A 16,261-nucleotide genomic window follows, 5' to 3' on the forward strand; every position below is an offset into this window, starting at 1 on the left:
GCCGCACAGCCGCGCTGAACGCGATCCCTGTCTGTCGCGCCTCAGAAATGCGCCAGCAGGGGCTTGCGACTTTCGTCGAACCTCTGTCTCATCCATTCAGAAGCAGCGTCGCGGCTCCGCTCGCCAGAGCGGGTCCGTCGCACTAGCTTCCAATAAGACAATGGAAACGAGCCGGGGAACGTCATGGCCGCCACCGCCGCCAAGAAAGAGCCTCCTGTAAGGGAGCAGGCGCCGCCGAAGGCCGCCAAGTCCGCGACATCCAAGCCCGCGGCCGCGAAGTCTGCGGCGTCCAAGTCGGCCACGTCCAAATCCGCCGCGCCCGCGAAATCCGGTGGCCTTTCCTTCACGAAAGAGCAGGAGCTTCACGCGCATCGCGAGATGTTGCTGATCCGCCGTTTCGAGGAGAAGGCCGGTCAGCTCTACGGCATGGGCCTCATCGGCGGCTTCTGCCACCTCTATATCGGCCAGGAGGCCGTCGTCATCGGCATGCAGATGGCTCTGGAAGCCGGCGACCAGGTCATCACCGGCTATCGCGACCACGGCCACATGCTCGCCTGCGAGATGGACCCGAAGGGCGTCATGGCCGAGCTCACGGGACGTCGCGGCGGCTACTCCAAGGGCAAGGGCGGCTCCATGCACATGTTTAGCGTGGAGAAGCAGTTCTATGGCGGCCACGGCATCGTCGGCGCGCAAGTGTCGCTCGGCACAGGCCTCGCCTTCGCCAACATCTACAAGAAGAACGGCAAGGTCTCGCTGATCTATTTCGGCGACGGCGCGTCGAACCAGGGACAGGTCTACGAGAGCTTCAACATGGCGAAGCTGTGGAAGCTCCCCGCGGTCTACGTCATCGAGAACAACAAATACGGCATGGGGACCTCCGTCGAGCGCGCCTCGTCGAACACCAACCTCTCCCAGCGCGGCGCAAGCTTCGACATTCCCGGCGAGCAGGTCGACGGCATGGACGTGCGCGCCGTGCACGCCGCCGGCCTCAGAGCGATCGCGCATGCCCGTGAAGGCAAGGGGCCGTACATCCTCGAGATGGTGACCTATCGCTATCGCGGGCACTCCATGTCCGACCCGGCGAAATACCGGTCGAAAGACGAAGTGCAGAAGATGCGCGAGACGCACGACCCCATCGAGCAGGTCCGCAAGCGGCTTCTGGACGGCGAGCACATGAGCGAGGACGAGCTGAAGGCCGTCGACAAGGAGGTCCGCGACATCGTCAACGCGGCGGCGGATTTCGCGACCAACGACGAGGAGCCGGACCCTGCCGAGCTCTGGACGAACATCCTGCGCTGAGGCCAGTCGGCCGCCGCGCGTCGAAAAGCAAGAAGACTGCTGACCAGAGGGACGACTCCCCATGCCGATCGAGGTCCTCATGCCGGCGCTTTCGCCGACCATGGAGGCGGGCAAGCTCGCCAAGTGGTTGAAGAAGGAAGGCGACGCGGTGCGGTCCGGCGACGTGATCGCCGAGATTGAGACCGATAAGGCCACCATGGAGGTCGAGGCGGTCGATGAGGGCGTGCTCGGCAAGATCCTGATCGAGGACGGCGCGGAGGACGTGAAAGTCAACACGCCGATCGCGCTCATTCTGGCCGAAGGCGAAGACCAGAGCGCGCTCAGCGGCGGCGCTTCGGAGACGAAGGCTGAGGCCGGCGACAAGCAGCAGAAGCCTGATGCCGTGCCAGCCGCCGACGAGCCGAAGACGGGCGGCGAAGCGGCCGCCAAGTCTGCGGAGGAAGGCGCTGAGAAGGACGCCTCCGGAGGCAAGCAGCCGCCGCAGGAGGCGAAGGCCACCAAATCCGCCGCGGCGCAGCCGCCGCAACCGGAGGCATTGCCCGAGCCGGACGTGCCGGAAGGCACGGAGATGATCCAGCAGACTGTCCGCGACGCGTTGCGGGGCGCCATGGCCGAGGAGATGCGCGCCGACGAGCGCGTGTTCCTGATGGGCGAGGAGGTCGCGGAGTATCAGGGCGCCTACAAGGTCAGCCTCGGTCTGCTCGAGGAGTTCGGCAAGGAACGTGTGATCGATACGCCGATCACCGAGCACGGATTCGCCGGCGTCGGCGTCGGCGCTGCGCTCGCGGGCCTGAAGCCGATCGTCGAATTCATGACGTTCAACTTCGCGATGCAGGCGATCGACCAGATCATCAATTCGGCCGCCAAGACGCTCTATATGTCCGGCGGACAGATGGGCTGCTCGATCGTGTTCCGCGGCGCGAACGGCGCCGCCGCCCGCGTCGGCGCGCAGCACAGCCAGGATTACGCCTCCTGGTACTCGAACGTCCCGGGTCTCACCGTGATCGCGCCGTATACCGCGGCCGACGCCAAGGGCCTGCTGAAGGCCGCGATCCGCGACAACAACACCGTCATCTTCCTCGAAAACGAAATCCTTTACGGCCAGACCTTCCCGGTGCCGAAGCTCGACGACTTCGTCGTGCCGATCGGCAAGGCCAAGATCGCGCGGTCGGGCAAGGACGTCACGATCGTCGCCTGGTCGATCGGCATGACCTATGCGCTGAAAGCCGCCGAAGAGCTCGCGAAGGACGGGATCGAGGCCGAGATCATCGATCTCCGCACCATCCGCCCGATGGACACGGACACCATCATCGAATCCGTCAAGAAGACCGGACGTTGCGTGACCGTCGAGGAGGGCTGGGCGCAATCGGGCGTCGGGGCCGAGATCGCGGCTCGGATCATGGAGCGCGCGTTCGACTGGCTCGACGCGCCGGTGACCCGAGTGTCGGGCAAAGACGTCCCCATGCCCTACGCCGCGAACCTCGAGAAGCTCGCGCTGCCGAGCGTGGCCGAAGTCGTCGAGGCGGCCAAGTCCGTCTGTTACCGGGATTGACGCCGCCGATGCTCGGACGTCTGCTCAGGATTGCGGTCAACGAATATCTCCGGCGCCGCTCGATTGGATCGGGTCTGGGAGCGCGACGGACGGCCCGACCTTCCGCGGGCGCGTTCCGCAATCAGGCCGTTCAGTCGATCCTCCGCGTCGCGCTTAAGCGGTTGGCGAAGCGCTGAGCCGATGAGCGCCGACCCCGCTCTCGGGTTTCCGCTGGACGCGCTGTTCCCGTTCGACGAGCCTGTCCGACAGAAGCCTTCCGAAGAGGCCTGAGCCAGATGCCCACGAATATCCTGATGCCCGCGCTGTCTCCGACGATGGAGAAGGGCAACCTTGCGAAGTGGCTCGTCAAGGAAGGCGACACGGTTAAGTCCGGCGACGTCCTGGCTGAGATCGAGACCGACAAGGCGACGATGGAGGTCGAAGCCGTCGACGAGGGCGTGGTCGGCAAGATCGTGGTCGCCGAGGGCACTTCGGACGTAGCCGTGAACGAGTTGATCGCGATTCTTCTGGAAGAGGGCGAGGACGCCAGCGCCCTGAAGGACGCGGCTAAGCCGAAGGCCGAAGCCGCGCCGAAAGAGGAGTCCAAGCAGGACGGGAAGGCCGAACAGCCCGCTTCGCGTCCGAGCGAGGCGAAGCACGACGAGCCCCCGAATGCGGAGGAGAGCGCCGAAAAGCCGGTCTCGAACGGCCACGACAAGGGGGAGCGCGTGTTCGCCTCTCCGCTCGCTCGTCGCCTCGCCAAGGAGGCCGGCATCGAGCTCAAGGCCATGTCGGGCTCCGGGCCTCACGGCCGCATCGTGAAGGCCGACATCGAGGAGGCGAAGGCGTCAGGCGGAGCGAAGGCGACTTCGCCTCAGCAAGGTGATGCGGGCCGCGCCCCGGCGGCGACGCCCGCCTCCGACGAAGCGTTGAAGAAACTCTTCCCCGAGGGCTCCTTCGAGGAGATCCCGCACGACGGCATGCGCAAGACGATCGCGCGGCGGATGACGGAAGCGCGCCAGACGATCCCGCAATTCTACGTCACCGTGGATTGCGTAATCGACGATCTGCTCAAGCTGCGCGAGCAGATCAACGAGGCCGCTCCGAAGAACGACGGCAAGCCTGTCTGGAAGGTCTCAGTCAACGACTTCGTGGTGAAGGCGCTCGGCGTCGCGCTCTCCCGCATCCCGGACGCGAACGTCAGCTGGACCGAGAGCGCGATGCTGCGCCACAAGCACGCCGACATCGGCGTCGCGGTCGCGCTGCCGAACAACGGGCTGATCACGCCGATCATCCGGGCTGTCGAGACCAAGTCACTCTCGACCATCGCCAAGGAGATGAAGGACTTCGCGACCCGGGCGCGTGATCGCAAGCTCAAGCCCGAGGAATACCAGGGCGGAACGACGGCGGTCTCGAACCTCGGCATGTATGGGGTCAAGGACTTCACTGCGGTGATCAACCCGCCGCATTCGACCATTCTGGCGGTCGGGGGGGCCGAGAAGCGAGCGGTTGTCATCGGGAACGAGATCAAGGTCGCGACCGTGATGAGCCTGACGCTCACCTGCGATCACCGCGCCGTCGACGGGGCGCTCGGCGCGACGCTGATCGCGGAGCTCAAGAAGCTGGTCGAGAAACCGTTCGCCATGCTGGCGTAACCGCCCTTCGCTTGCTCGACAAAGACGAAAGAAAACGAACCATGCCCCTCGTTCGTATCTCGCTCCGCTCCGGCGAAACCGACATCTTCAAGAAGGCGCTCGCCGACGGCGTCTACGGCGCGCTTCGGGAGGCGTTCAACGTCCCCGAGAACGACCGCTTCGTCGTGATCCACGGCCACGCCAAGGCCGAGTTCGAGTACGACCCGTCTTATCTCGGCATCGAGCGCGACGACCGGCTGGTGATCGTCCAGATCACGGCGAACGCCGGCCGCACGGTCGAGCAGAAGAAGGCGCTCTACAAGGCGATCGCGGACAATCTCGCCGCGAACCCCGGCATCGAACCGCGCAACGTGCTGATCAACCTCGTCGAGGTCGCCAAGGAGAACTGGTCCTTCGGCGACGGCGTCGCGCAGTACGCGTGACGGCATGAAGGCCTATCTCGCCGGTCCGGAGGTGTTCCTTCCCGACGCCGCCGCAATCGGCCGCGAGAAGAAAGAAATCTGCCGGACGTATGGGCTCGAGGGGCTTTACCCCGTCGACGATTCCGAGCCGGGGGAGGGGTCTGAGGCGGCCCAGCGGATTTTCGCGGCGAACGACGCGCTGATCCGCTCGTGCGATCTCGTCATCGCGAACCTCACGCCGTTCCGCTCGGTGAGCGCGGATGTCGGCACGGCGTTCGAGGTCGGCATGGCGTTCGCGCTCGGCAAGTCGGTTTTCGGCTATTCGAACGAGCCGGCGCTGCTTGTCGACCGTGTTGCGCAGGATGGAATGCTGGTCGAGGATTTTGGCGGCTTCGACAATCTCATGCTGACGCAGGCGGTTACCGGTTTCGTTTCGTCGCCAAACGGGCGGCCTCTTCCCCTGGGCGATCTCGCCGTCTTCGAAGCCTGCGTCGCAATGGCGGCGCAAGCGCTCGGCGACCTCACGCAGTCACAGCGACGGATGGCGCTTTGAGACATGGCTGATGCTTACGACGTCCTCATCATCGGCGGCGGCCCCGGCGGCTACGTCGCGGCGATCCGCTCGGCGCAGCTCGGATTCAAGACGGCGGTCGTCGAGCGCGAGCATCTCGGCGGCATCTGCCTGAACTGGGGCTGCATTCCGACCAAGGCGCTGCTGCGCTCGGCCGAGGTTTTCCACTACATGCAGCATCCCGACGCCTACGGGCTGACCGCCGAGAAGGTCGGCTTCAACATGGCCGCGGTGGTGAAGCGCTCGCGCGGGGTCTCCGCCCAGCTCAATGGCGGCGTCGGCTATCTCATGAAGAAGAACAAGGTCGACGTCATCTGGGGCGAGGCGTCGATCACCAAGCCGGGCGAGGTGAAGGTCGTTCCTCCCAAGAAGTCAGTGCAGGGTCCGCCCGCCCCAGCACCCAAGGGCGCGTTGGGGGAGGGGACCTACTCGGCGAAGAACATCATCGTGTCGACCGGCGCGCGCCCCCGCGTCCTGCCGGGTATCGAGCCCGACAAGAAGCTGGTCTGGACCTATTTCGAGGCGATGGTTCCCGACGCCATGCCGAAGTCCCTGCTGGTGGTCGGCTCCGGCGCCATCGGGATCGAGTTCGCGAGCTTCTACCGGACGATGGGCGCGGAGGTGACCGTCGTCGAAGTGCTGCCGCAGATCCTGCCCGTCGAGGACGAGGAGATCGCGGCCCACGCGCGCAAGCGTTTCGAGCAGCAGGGGATCCGCATCCTCACCGGCGCCAAGGTGACCAAGCTCGATAAAGGCGCGAACGACGTTACGGCTACAGTCGAGCTCGAAGGCGGCAAGACCGAGACGATCAAGGTCGACCGCGTCATCTCGGCGGTCGGCGTCGTCGGCAATATTGAAAATCTCGGCCTCGAGGCGCTGGGCGTGAAGACCGAGTGCGGCTGCATCGTCACCGACGGGACCGGCCGAACCAACATCAAGGGAATCTATGCGATCGGCGATGTCGCAGGACCGCCGATGCTCGCTCACAAGGCGGAGCACGAAGGCGTCATCTGCGTTGAGGGCATCAAAGGCATGCCCGTCCATTCGATGGACAAGGCCAAGATCCCGGGCTGCACTTATTGCCAGCCGCAGGTCGCCTCGGTGGGGCTGACGGAGAAAAAGGCAAAGGAGCAGGGCCGCAAGGTCCGCATCGGCCGCTTCCCGTTCAACGCCAACGGCAAGGCGATTGCGCTCGGCGAGCCGGAGGGGCTGGTGAAGACGATCTTCGACGAGAAGACGGGCGAACTGATCGGCGCTCATCTGGTCGGCGCAGAGGTGACCGAGCTCATCCAAGGCTTTGTCATCGCAATGAACCTGGAGACAACGGAGGAAGAGCTGATGCACGCCGTCTTCCCGCACCCGACGCTCTCCGAGATGATGCATGAAAGCGTGCTCGACGCTTACGGACGCGTGATCCACACCTGATTTCCGTATTTTTTCCCATGACGACGGAACCCACGTCCCGTCTGCGTGTTTCTTGGACGGATCATAAAGGGAGTGGTTTCCATGGAAGGCGTAGGTTGGTTGATGGCGATCATTCTCGGCGCGATCGCCGGGTGGATCGCCGAGCAGATCATGAAGTCGGACATGGGTCTGCTCATGAACATCATCCTCGGCATCGTCGGGGCTCTGGTGATGAACGCGATCCTGCGCGCGGTGGGCGTCATCCCTCCGGGCGGCTGGATCTGGCAATGCATCGTCGCCGTCGTCGGCGCATGCCTGCTCATCTTCGTCTGGCGGATGATCCGCGGCCGCACCGCCTGAGCCTTGCGCCCCCCTTGACGCGGCCATGCAAAGCGCGCGAACGCATCGACTGCCGGGTTAGATCGGCTTAAGTTGAAGGGGAGGGCCGTTTTTCGGGCCTCCCCTTTCTTGCGTCCGCTTGGCGGGCATGGAGGCGCGCCAAGGCGCAGGCATGGTCACCGTCCTCGACCGAACCGGCGACGCCGCCAGTCGGCCGCGCCATCCCGAGAAGGCCAAGCGGCCCGAAAGTCCCCTGCTCAAGAAGCCGGACTGGATCCGCGTCCGCGCGCCGGGATCGCCAATCTATCGCGAGACGCAGGAGATCGTTCGCACCAACAAGCTCGTGACGGTTTGCGAGGAGGCCGGCTGTCCCAACATCGGCGAGTGTTGGTCGAAGAAGCACGCGACCTTCATGATCCTCGGCGACACCTGCACGCGCGCCTGCGCCTTCTGCAACGTGCGGACCGGAATGCCCGAAGCCGTCGACGCCGGCGAACCGAAGCGCGTCGCCGAGGCCGTCGCCAAGCTCGGCCTCAGTCACGTCGTCATCACATCCGTCGATCGCGACGATCTGGCGGACGGCGGCGCGCGCCACTTCGCGGATGTCATCGACGCAATTCGCGCCGCAAGTCCCGGCACGACGATCGAGGTGCTGACGCCGGATTTCCTGCGCAAGCCCGGCGCTCTCGAGATCGTGGTCGAGGCTCGGCCGGACGTGTTCAACCACAATCTGGAATGCGTGCCGTCGCTTTATCTGACGGTCCGTCCCGGCGCCCGGTACTTCCACTCGCTGCGGCTGCTGCAGCGGGTGAAGGAGCTCGATCCAACGATGTTCACCAAGTCCGGCATCATGGTCGGGCTTGGCGAGCAGCGGAACGAGGTGCTGCAGCTCATGGACGACCTCCGCAGCGCGGATGTGGATTTCCTGACTATCGGTCAGTATCTCCAGCCGACCCGTCGCCATCACGCGGTCGCACGCTTCGTGGAGCCGGCCGAGTTCTCGTCCTATGAGACGATCGCCTATGCCAAGGGCTTCCTGATGGTGTCGGCGAGCCCTCTGACCCGGTCATCGCACCATGCGGGCGAGGACTTCGCGAAGCTCTTCGCCGCTCGAGTCGCCCGCGCCGGCGCATCGACGGCCGTCGCTGCGGAATAACGCGGGGCGTTTTCGCCGTTCAGAGCGCCGCCGGCTCAAATTCGCCATCGAAAACAACGTCATAGCTCCCCTTGCGAACGTAATCAGTTGCTCAAATGCAACGTTCCTCACGGGCGTCGATCATGGCGCCGTTTCGACACCCGAGCGCCCAGATCTCATGGTGACTGCCTCTCTATGCAGGTCCGCCCCCGGGGACCTCGCACGTAACTGCTGATTGGGTAAGACATGACAAACAAGCTTCTGGCCGGCGTCGCTTCTGCGGCCATCCTGACCTTCTCCACGGCTGCTTTCGCCGCCGACCTCCCGGCCTACGAGCCCGCTCCGGCCGCCGTCGCTCCCCTGGCTTCCTTCACCTGGACCGGCGCCTATCTCGGCGCCCATGCCGGTTATGCCTGGGGCGACACCAACATCGGCCGCGTGAAGCCGAAGGGCGCGCTGGTCGGCGCGTTCGCCGGCTACAACTACCAGCTCGACGGCTCGCCGGTCGTGATCGGCATCGACACCGACTTCAACTACGCCGACATCGATGACAGCGCGGGCGGCGTGAAGGTCCGTGACAAGTGGAACGGCGCGACCCGCGCTCGCGTGGGCTACGCGTTCGACCGCTTCCTCGCTTACGGCGCCGGCGGCATCGCGTATGCGGACCGCAAGGTGCGCGTCGGCGGCGTCGGCACCGACACGAAATGGGATGCCGGCTGGACTGTCGGCGGCGGCGCGGAATATGCGGCGACCGACAACGTCTTCGTCCGCGCTGAGTATCGCTACACGGATTACGGCCACCGCAACTTCGAGGGCGTGAGCCACGTCAGCGACACCGAGCACCGCGTGATGGCCGGCGTCGGCTACAAGTTCGGTTGGTGATTTCCGAACCACGCCGTTCTTAAAGAGCGGCGGTTATATTCGGGGCCTGGCGGGAAACCGCCAGGCCCTTTTTCGTTGCGCAGCAGCCCATCCCATTCCGCGCGGAGTCAATCATTTACCAAGCCACACTAGGGTACTCGCTCAAGGACAAGAGACATCCAGGTCGTTGATCGGTGCCGGCGCAGCGCATTCTTGGCTTCTTCGCGATTCGGTCGCGGCTCATGCTCCTCGTGGTCGGCGCCGTCGCGCCGCTCGTCGCCTTGCTTGCGGCTGACGTCTATGACGCCCGTTACGCCGCTATCGAAAACGCGCTGACGACCGTCGAACTGCGCGCAGGCTTTGCCGCCGAAAGGCAATCCCGAGTTTTCGACAGGGCCGCGGGGCTGCTCAGCGATTTCCGCGCGACCGGCGGCGTCGACACCGCAGGGGGCGCGCAGTGTCAGAAGGCGGCCGCCTCCTTCGCCAACCGCAACAGCGAGTTCATGACCGTCGGCGTGGTCGACGCCGACGGCGTCATCGTCTGCCACAGCTCAATCGCGGACCGGCGTTCCTTCACCGATCCCGACCTCGTCTCGGCGGTTCTCAAGACGAGCCAAAGCGGCGTCGTGGTCAGCCGACTGACGGTGGGAAAGGTGACGGGCAAGCGGACGCTCATCATCGCAATGCAGACCGAGTCGGGGTCGACGTCGCCGCCTGGGATCGTGTTCGCCAGCATCGACCTCGCCAGCTTCAGCAATCTGGCCGAACTGTCCGTCGAGGATGACATCGGGACGGTTCTCGTCGTCGATGGCGCGTCGGGCGAGGTCTTTGCCGGCGGCGGCGTCGGACGATCGCTGATCGGAGGCAATGTCGGCGAGCCGCTACGCCTCGCGATGCAGCGGCATCTTCCGCGCGCGGGTGCATGGCTGCCCCTGTTCGGCGAGGAGCAAGTGGTGGGATTCGCGCCGCTCCGGGCGCAGGGCGGATCTCGGCCGATGATGGTCGTCGCCGCGCCCACGGAGCAGATCCTAGCCGACGCGAACCAGCAGGCGATCCGGCACGTGATCGTCGCCGTCGGGGTTACGGTCTTTGCGCTCGGGGCGACATGGCTGATCGGCGTCGCCGCGCTTGCCCAGCCCATCCGCCGCCTGACGGGAACGGCGGAGAGCATCGGCGCCGGACGCCTCGACGCGCGTGTCTTGATCGAACCGTGGCAGGCGCGAGAATTGCGGACGCTCGCTGGCGCGCTCAACGACATGGCCATCAAGCTCGGCGCCGCGCAGGAGCACCTCGAAAGTCTGGCGAATCAGGACAGTCTGACAGGGTTGGCGAACCGGCGGAGGTTCGACAGCGCGCTGGCCGTCGAGTGCCGTCGCGCGCAGCGGGACGGGCTGCCGTTATCGCTGCTGCTGATCGACATCGATTTCTTCAAGTCGTTCAATGACGAAGCGGGCCACCTCGCGGGCGACCGCTGCCTTCGGCGCGTCGGCGCGGCGCTGAAGGAATGCGCCACGCGGGCCGGCGACCTCGCCGCGCGCTATGGCGGCGAGGAGTTTGCGCTGATCCTCTCGAACACCTCCGAACAGAGCGCGATCTCGGTCGCAGCCAATGTGCACGATGCGATCCGCCGCGCTGGGGTGCGCCGTCCGGGTCCCGAAGGCGGTTTTCTTACCGTAAGCATTGGGATCGCGTCTTCCGCCAAGGGAGCCGGCGAGATCTTCCCGGAGCAGATGGTCGCGGTCGCCGACGACGCTCTCTACGCGGCCAAGCTGGACGGACGGAACCGCTCTCGCATCGGCGTCTGGCCCACAACCCCGGTGATCACTTTCGTCGATAGCGACGTCGCCGCGCCTTCATAGCTCTGAAGCCGAAATCGGCGGCCGCCTTCGCTCGATCGACGTTTTGGCGGAAGGGGTGGGATTCGAACCCACGGTACGGTTGCCCGCACGGCGGTTTTCAAGACCGCTGCCTTAAACCGCTCGGCCACCCTTCCGCATCGCACTTGTCGAGCGTCGGCGATCTTTGCGATATCGCGTTCCCGGACGCAACCAGATCGTTTCCGCACGCGTAAATCATGGCGCCGCAACCAATTTGGATGCTTCGCCGATGCGCAAACGCTCTCTTCGCATGCTTCTTGTCGCCGTCGCCTGCGTGAGCTTTTGCGCATCTGGAAGCGCGGCGGAGCGCCTTTCCGGAGATGGCTTGAAGCAGGAGATCTCCGGCAAAGAGGTTTTTCTCGCGACGCCTTTCGGCGGTGAGTTTCCACTGAATTATCACGCCAACGGAGTGGTCGACGGTTCCGGTAAAGCGGTCGGCCTCGGCAAATTCATGCAGCCGAATGACAGCGGCTCATGGTGGGTCGACGGCGAAAACCTCTGTCAGAAATGGAAGAGCTGGTACAACGGCAAGCCTTTCTGTTTCACGATCGAGAAGCTCGCACCGGGCAAGATCGCCTGGACGCGCGACGACGGTCTCAAGGGGACCGCGCGAGTCAGCGATTAACCCGAGTTAAAATTGTGTTTCGCTGCCCCATTCTCGCCTTAATACGCCGGCTTCCTGAGGGAAGAACGTGGTCGAAGCGGTTGGGTCGGCTGCGCGGTAGGGGGATGAGGCGAGCGCGGGCAAGCGCTTGGTCCTCGCGCTTCGACGGGCGATTGTAACGCCTGCGATGCTCCTCACGCCGGAAGTGAGGAACGTCGCATGTATCTTACGGCGAAGCGCTCTCATCCGGCGCGTCACGATCCTGCCGTAAGTCGCTCAGCCGACGTTCATCGCTCCATCGCCGATCGACTTCGCAAGACAAGCGGATTGCTGTTGGCCTGCGGGCTATTAGCCGCCTGTTCGACGGTGTCTCCTGACACCGTTGCGGATGCGACGCCGCCCGCCAGCGTCGAGACGGTGGCGACGGCTCAAGCATCCTCGGCGGGGCCCGCGTCGGCCAACGGGACCAACAAGCCTTATTCCGTCGATGGCAAGTCCTACCGTCCCGCTCCGGCGCGCAAGCCTGGCAAGGTCGGCGTCGGTCTGGCGTCCTGGTACGGCGAGAGCTTCCAGGGGCGCCGCACCGCAAACGGCGAGACCTTCGACATGGCCGGCTTCACCGCCGCGCATCCGACGCTGCCGCTGCCGTGCTATGCGCGCGTCACCAACGTGCAGAACGGCCGCTCGATGGTCGTGCGCGTCAACGACCGCGGACCATTCCACAAGAACCGGCTGATCGACGTATCGAAGCGTACCGCTGACATGCTCGGCTTCCGGGGGACGGGCGTCGGCAATGTGAAGGTCGACTATATCGGCCCGGCATCCGCGACGCGTGACGACCGCCGCATGCTCGCGACCTATCAGGAGTTCGGCCGGCCGGCGATCCCCGCCGGGACGCAGATGGCGTCGCTTTCACCGGTCTCCGACGCCGCGCTCGCCGCTGAGTCCGGGCAGCCCGCCAGCGTCGTGCAAACGCTTGTCGCGACCGCCGCTTCCGCTGCGACCACCGCGAAGGATTCTGTTGTGGCCGTCGCCAAGGCGATCCCGCTGCCGTCTTCGGCGCCGGTCAAAGTGGCGACCGCCGCGCCTGCGCATGTCGCGCCCCGGGCGGATCCCACGGTGGCTTCCGTCAGCCTGACCAAGCCGGTTTCCCTGCCGAACGCGCAGTCGCCCTCGGTCGAGTCGGTCGCAGCGCTCGCGAAGCGTGAGCAGCCGCATTCGACCGTCGCCGCGCCCAAGGCGCCGGTCGCCGTCGCCTTCGCCGAAACCACGCCGCACAAACGCGTCGTGCAGCCTGCGGCGCCGGTGCTCGCCAGCTCAACGCCGGACCTGCCGATGCGCGCGGCGCCCGAGCCCGTCAAGGTCGCTGAGGCGCCACAGGCGTCCGCGCCCAGCGTCTCGTCGCGCATCGCGTCGAGCTTCGAGGCGTTCGGAACGCCGGCTCCCTTCGGTCGCAATGCCGGCGAGCAGGCTGGCGGCCTCGCTTATTCCGGATTCCGCTAACCTAGTTCCGCCTTCTTCCCGCCACGCGATTGCGCGATTTCGGACGCGCGCGTATTCTTCAGATCCTGTGGGGATCTGGCGTAGCGTAGCGATGATCGGAACTCTGCTCTCAACGCTTCGCGGGTCGATCGCAGCTGCCGTTGCAGCCATTCTCCTGGCCGCGCCGGGGCCGGCAATCGCCGCTGCGCCTACTGGCCCGACGAACGCGCCGATCGCTTTCCTCTACGACGTGGACGCCGGCGCGACGCTGTTCGCCCGACAGGCCGACCTTCCGTCCCCACCCGCCAGCATGGCGACCCTGATGACGGCGGAGCTCGTCTTCAAGGCGATGCGCGAGGGCAGGCTCAAGCCGGAGGAGTCCTTCCGCGTCACCGAGGACGCCTGGCGTCGCGGCGGCGCGCCGTCGCGCGGCTCGACGATGTTCGCGAAGTTGAACTCGGACGTCCCGCTGCCGGACCTGCTCCGAGGCTTGATTGTTCAGTCCGGCGGAGACGCCGCCATTACGCTCGCTGTGGCCGTCGCAGGATCGGAGCCGGCGTTCGCCGAGCTCATGAACCAGCGTGCGCGCGAGCTCGGTCTGGCCCGCTCGAATTTCCGGAACGCGACCGGCCTGCCGGCGCCGGACCAGCGGATGACCGCACGCGACATCGCGACCCTCGCGACCTGGCTGATCCAGACGTACCCTGAGGATTACAAGCTCTTCGCCGAACCGGAATTCACCTGGAACAAGATAACCCAGCGCAACCGCAACCCGCTGCTCGCCGACTATGCCGGCGCTGATGGGCTGAAGACGGGCTACACGGAAGACGGCGGCTACGGCCTTGTCGGCTCCGTGCAGCGCGACGGTCGTCGCCTGATCCTGGTCCTGAACGGCTTGGAAACCGCGAAGGCCAGGGCCGAGGAAGCGCGCAAGCTGCTCGACTGGGGCTTTTCAGCCTTTGCCCGCCGGGAGCTCTTCGCTGCGGGTGAGACGGTCGCGGAGGCCCGCGTCTTCGGCGGAACGACGCTCCATGTGCCGCTTGTGGCCGAGCGCGCGGTCGAGTTGCTCACGCCCAAAGGCGACGAGGGCCGTGTCGCGGCGCGGGTAAGCTATGACGGGCCTCTCGTCGCGCCTATCGCCAAAGGCGCGCGCGTCGCGACGCTGCGGGTCTGGCGCGGGGACACGTTGACGCTCGAAACGCCGCTGCACGCGGCTGAGGACGTTACGGTCGGGCCGCTGCCCCGTAGGGCCTTCGACGGGGCGCTGGAGCTCGTCAGCGGCTGGTGGGACCAGATCTCAGCGAAGATCTGATGGCGCAGCGCGGCTTGTTCGTCGCCGTCGAAGGCGGCGACGGGGCGGGGAAGAGCGGCGTGATCGTTGCTCTCATGCGCCATCTCGAAGCGCGGGGCGTCTCCGCGCTCGCGACCCGCGAGCCAGGCGGCACGGCGGAAGGCGAGCAGCTTCGCGCTCTTCTCCTGTCCGGAGACGGCGAAGCTTGGGACCCACGTTCCGAACTCCTGCTGATGACCGCCGCCCGCGTGCAGCATGTCCAGCACGTCATCATGCCTGCCGTCGCGCGCGGCGAGGTCGTGGTCAGCGACCGCTTCGTCGGATCGACAATCGCGTATCAGGGCGCGGGGAGGGGGCTGCCACTGCCCCTCATCCGAATCCTGCACGATCAGGCGGTGGGCGGTTTGCTGCCCGATCTGACGCTGGTGCTGGACGTCGATCCCCGCACCGGGATCGCGCGGAGCCGCAAACGGCTCGACGCGAGCGCCATCGACGAAGCGCGGTTCGAGGGTCTCGATCTCGGCTTCCACGATCGGGTACGCTCAAGCTTCCTTGATCAGGCGGCGCAGGCGCCGGAACGGCACGCGGTGATCGACGCGTCGCTTGAGCCTGAAGCCGTGCAGTCGGCTGCGATCGCCGCCGTGGATTGCCTCTTGGCGTGATGCGCGCGGCGGGTCAAAAGTCCGCCATGGCGCCACGTCGACCCATGCTCGCTCTGTCGGAGCCGGCCTCTTGATCGAGACCGACGGCCCGCCTGAATCCGACCGCCGTGAAGGGCTTCCGCATCCGCGGGAGACGGTGGATCTCGTCGGCCATACGGAGGCGGAGCAAGCGCTGCTTTCGGCCTTCCGCTCCGCCCGTATGCATCACGCCTGGCTGATTTCCGGCGAGGAAGGAATAGGCAAGGCGACGCTCGCCTACAGGCTCGCGCGCTTCATCCTGGCGAACCCTGATCCGTCCGCGCCAGCGGTCGTGAACGCAACGGATCTCTCTGTGGATCCGGATCATCCAGCCGCCCGCCGCGTCGCGCGGCTGGCCCATTCCGATCTCTTCGTGCTGCGCCGAGTGTGGAACGCCGAGCGCAAGGCGTTCTATGGCGACATTCGCGTCGATGACGTGCGTCGCGCGGTCTCGTTCTTCAGCACGACTGCGGGAGAGGGCGGGTGGCGCGTCGCGATCGTCGATACCGCGGACGACATGAACGGCGCCTCCGCAAACGCGCTCCTGAAGGCGCTCGAGGAGCCGCCGGCGCGCGCGATCTTCCTGTTGCTCACGACCTCTCCCCGCATGCTGCCCGCACCGGTGCGATCACGGTGCCGGTCGCTTCGGCTCGAGCCGTTGTCATCGGTTGAGACGCTCCGGGTGCTTCAGGGGCTGCCCGATGCCGAGGAACACGAGCCGGAGGCCTTGCAGGCGGCGGCCGAGCTTGCCGAGGGTAGCGTCGCACGCGCGCTGTCGCTACTGGCGAATGACGGCGCCGGACTGCGGGCCTCGGTCGCCGCGCTGCTCGACCATCTGCCTGAGATCGATGTCCGCGCTGCACATGCGCTCGCCGAAGACCTCGCCAAACGGGGAGGGGAGGAGCGCTTCGCGCTTTTCGTCAGCCTCGTGGGCGACTGGCTGCACGCCCGGGCTGTCGACGGCGCCGCAGTGCGGGAGCCGCGCCTTGCGCGCTTCGCGGAGCTATGGGAGAAAACGGCCCGCTCGGCCCGCGATATCGATGTCTTCAACCTCGACCGCCGGCCCTTCGTCCTTGCGACGCTGACCGAGCTCGCCGGCCTCGCGCGCCGGTGAGGCCCGACTGCCCGAGA

The 16,261-nt window shown here is 66.0% G+C and carries 15 protein-coding genes and 1 tRNA gene; 15 read left to right on the plus strand and 1 reads right to left on the minus strand.

The features are described from left to right. Nucleotides 1-183: 183 nt before the first annotated feature. From pdhA to EYR15_RS05695, 10 genes are all read left to right on the plus strand, one after another. Complete coding sequence (gene pdhA, locus EYR15_RS05645) at nucleotides 184-1,299, plus strand: pyruvate dehydrogenase (acetyl-transferring) E1 component subunit alpha (RefSeq protein WP_280987119.1); 1,116 nt, start codon at nucleotides 184-186, stop codon at nucleotides 1,297-1,299. Between the two features lie 61 nt (nucleotides 1,300-1,360). Beyond that, a complete protein-coding gene (locus EYR15_RS05650; protein WP_131001934.1) occupies nucleotides 1,361-2,851 on the plus strand; it encodes a pyruvate dehydrogenase complex E1 component subunit beta in 1,491 nt (496 codons plus the stop codon). 275 nt (nucleotides 2,852-3,126) lie between these two features. Then, a complete protein-coding gene (locus tag EYR15_RS05660; protein ID WP_131001936.1) occupies nucleotides 3,127-4,485 on the plus strand; it encodes a pyruvate dehydrogenase complex dihydrolipoamide acetyltransferase in 1,359 nt (452 codons plus the stop codon). Nucleotides 4,486-4,526: 41 nt separating this feature from the next. Then, nucleotides 4,527-4,907 (plus strand): tautomerase family protein, encoded by a 381-nt coding sequence (locus EYR15_RS05665; protein ID WP_131001938.1) that lies wholly within the window; start codon nucleotides 4,527-4,529, stop codon nucleotides 4,905-4,907. A gap of 4 nt (nucleotides 4,908-4,911) precedes the next feature. Beyond that, a complete protein-coding gene (locus EYR15_RS05670; RefSeq protein WP_131001939.1) occupies nucleotides 4,912-5,439 on the plus strand; it encodes a nucleoside 2-deoxyribosyltransferase in 528 nt (175 codons plus the stop codon). 3 nt (nucleotides 5,440-5,442) lie between these two features. Next, nucleotides 5,443-6,882, plus strand: a complete 1,440-nt coding sequence (gene lpdA, locus EYR15_RS05675; RefSeq protein ID WP_131001941.1) for a dihydrolipoyl dehydrogenase — start codon at nucleotides 5,443-5,445, stop codon at nucleotides 6,880-6,882. 81 nt (nucleotides 6,883-6,963) lie between these two features. Beyond that, complete coding sequence (locus tag EYR15_RS05680) at nucleotides 6,964-7,221, plus strand: GlsB/YeaQ/YmgE family stress response membrane protein (protein ID WP_131001943.1); 258 nt, start codon at nucleotides 6,964-6,966, stop codon at nucleotides 7,219-7,221. A 151-nt stretch (nucleotides 7,222-7,372) separates the two neighbouring features. Continuing rightward, entirely contained in the window at nucleotides 7,373-8,356 is a 984-nt protein-coding gene (lipA, locus tag EYR15_RS05685) for a lipoyl synthase (protein WP_131001945.1), read from the plus strand. 225 nt (nucleotides 8,357-8,581) lie between these two features. Next, on the plus strand, nucleotides 8,582-9,217 hold the full coding sequence (locus EYR15_RS05690) for an outer membrane protein (protein WP_131001947.1): 636 nt from the start codon (nucleotides 8,582-8,584) through the stop codon (nucleotides 9,215-9,217). A 221-nt stretch (nucleotides 9,218-9,438) separates the two neighbouring features. Continuing rightward, nucleotides 9,439-11,055, plus strand: a complete 1,617-nt coding sequence (locus tag EYR15_RS05695; protein ID WP_131001949.1) for a sensor domain-containing diguanylate cyclase — start codon at nucleotides 9,439-9,441, stop codon at nucleotides 11,053-11,055. 44 nt (nucleotides 11,056-11,099) lie between these two features. Here the strand turns inward: EYR15_RS05695 and EYR15_RS05700 are convergent. After that, nucleotides 11,100-11,189: transfer RNA gene (locus EYR15_RS05700), tRNA-Ser, on the minus strand. Between the two features lie 113 nt (nucleotides 11,190-11,302). On the opposite strand from EYR15_RS05700, the gene EYR15_RS05705 reads away from it, so the two are divergent. The 5 genes from EYR15_RS05705 (at nucleotide 11,303) to EYR15_RS05725 (ending at nucleotide 16,244) form a co-directional block, all read left to right on the plus strand. Continuing rightward, the gene (locus EYR15_RS05705; protein WP_245498167.1) at nucleotides 11,303-11,698 is read left to right on the plus strand and encodes a hypothetical protein; all 396 of its coding nucleotides are present in this window, start codon (nucleotides 11,303-11,305) and stop codon (nucleotides 11,696-11,698) included. Nucleotides 11,699-12,043: 345 nt separating this feature from the next. Next, nucleotides 12,044-13,180, plus strand: a complete 1,137-nt coding sequence (locus EYR15_RS05710; RefSeq protein ID WP_245498168.1) for a septal ring lytic transglycosylase RlpA family protein — start codon at nucleotides 12,044-12,046, stop codon at nucleotides 13,178-13,180. Nucleotides 13,181-13,271: 91 nt separating this feature from the next. After that, the gene (locus tag EYR15_RS05715; protein ID WP_131001953.1) at nucleotides 13,272-14,471 is read left to right on the plus strand and encodes a D-alanyl-D-alanine carboxypeptidase family protein; all 1,200 of its coding nucleotides are present in this window, start codon (nucleotides 13,272-13,274) and stop codon (nucleotides 14,469-14,471) included. Continuing rightward, nucleotides 14,471-15,112 (plus strand): dTMP kinase, encoded by a 642-nt coding sequence (gene tmk / locus EYR15_RS05720; RefSeq protein ID WP_131001955.1) that lies wholly within the window; start codon nucleotides 14,471-14,473, stop codon nucleotides 15,110-15,112. The genes EYR15_RS05715 and tmk overlap by 1 nt, the downstream gene beginning before the upstream one ends. 70 nt (nucleotides 15,113-15,182) lie before the next feature. Beyond that, on the plus strand, nucleotides 15,183-16,244 hold the full coding sequence (locus tag EYR15_RS05725; protein ID WP_131001957.1) for a DNA polymerase III subunit delta': 1,062 nt from the start codon (nucleotides 15,183-15,185) through the stop codon (nucleotides 16,242-16,244). The last annotated feature ends 17 nt before the right edge of the window (nucleotides 16,245-16,261 follow it).

Source organism: Hansschlegelia quercus (assembly GCF_004310425.1).
Taxonomy (GTDB): domain Bacteria; phylum Pseudomonadota; class Alphaproteobacteria; order Rhizobiales; family Methylopilaceae; genus Methylopila; species Methylopila quercus.

Bases quoted from the DNA above. Each gene is read 5' to 3' on its own strand.
- EYR15_RS05665 (WP_131001938.1), top strand. From the start codon at position 4,527: ATGCCCCTCGTTCGTATCTCGCTCCGCTCCGGCGAAACCGACATCTTC.
- EYR15_RS05680 (WP_131001943.1), top strand. From the start codon at position 6,964: ATGGAAGGCGTAGGTTGGTTGATGGCGATCATTCTCGGCGCGATCGCC.
- EYR15_RS05690 (WP_131001947.1), top strand. From the start codon at position 8,582: ATGACAAACAAGCTTCTGGCCGGCGTCGCTTCTGCGGCCATCCTGACC.
- EYR15_RS05650 (WP_131001934.1), top strand. From the start codon at position 1,361: ATGCCGATCGAGGTCCTCATGCCGGCGCTTTCGCCGACCATGGAGGCG.
- lpdA (WP_131001941.1), top strand. From the start codon at position 5,443: ATGGCTGATGCTTACGACGTCCTCATCATCGGCGGCGGCCCCGGCGGC.
- lipA (WP_131001945.1), top strand. From the start codon at position 7,373: ATGGTCACCGTCCTCGACCGAACCGGCGACGCCGCCAGTCGGCCGCGC.
- EYR15_RS05695 (WP_131001949.1), top strand. From the start codon at position 9,439: ATGCTCCTCGTGGTCGGCGCCGTCGCGCCGCTCGTCGCCTTGCTTGCG.
- EYR15_RS05670 (WP_131001939.1), top strand. From the start codon at position 4,912: ATGAAGGCCTATCTCGCCGGTCCGGAGGTGTTCCTTCCCGACGCCGCC.
- EYR15_RS05715 (WP_131001953.1), top strand. From the start codon at position 13,272: ATGATCGGAACTCTGCTCTCAACGCTTCGCGGGTCGATCGCAGCTGCC.
- EYR15_RS05660 (WP_131001936.1), top strand. From the start codon at position 3,127: ATGCCCACGAATATCCTGATGCCCGCGCTGTCTCCGACGATGGAGAAG.
- EYR15_RS05705 (WP_245498167.1), top strand. From the start codon at position 11,303: ATGCGCAAACGCTCTCTTCGCATGCTTCTTGTCGCCGTCGCCTGCGTG.
- pdhA (WP_280987119.1), top strand. From the start codon at position 184: ATGGCCGCCACCGCCGCCAAGAAAGAGCCTCCTGTAAGGGAGCAGGCG.
- tmk (WP_131001955.1), top strand. From the start codon at position 14,471: ATGGCGCAGCGCGGCTTGTTCGTCGCCGTCGAAGGCGGCGACGGGGCG.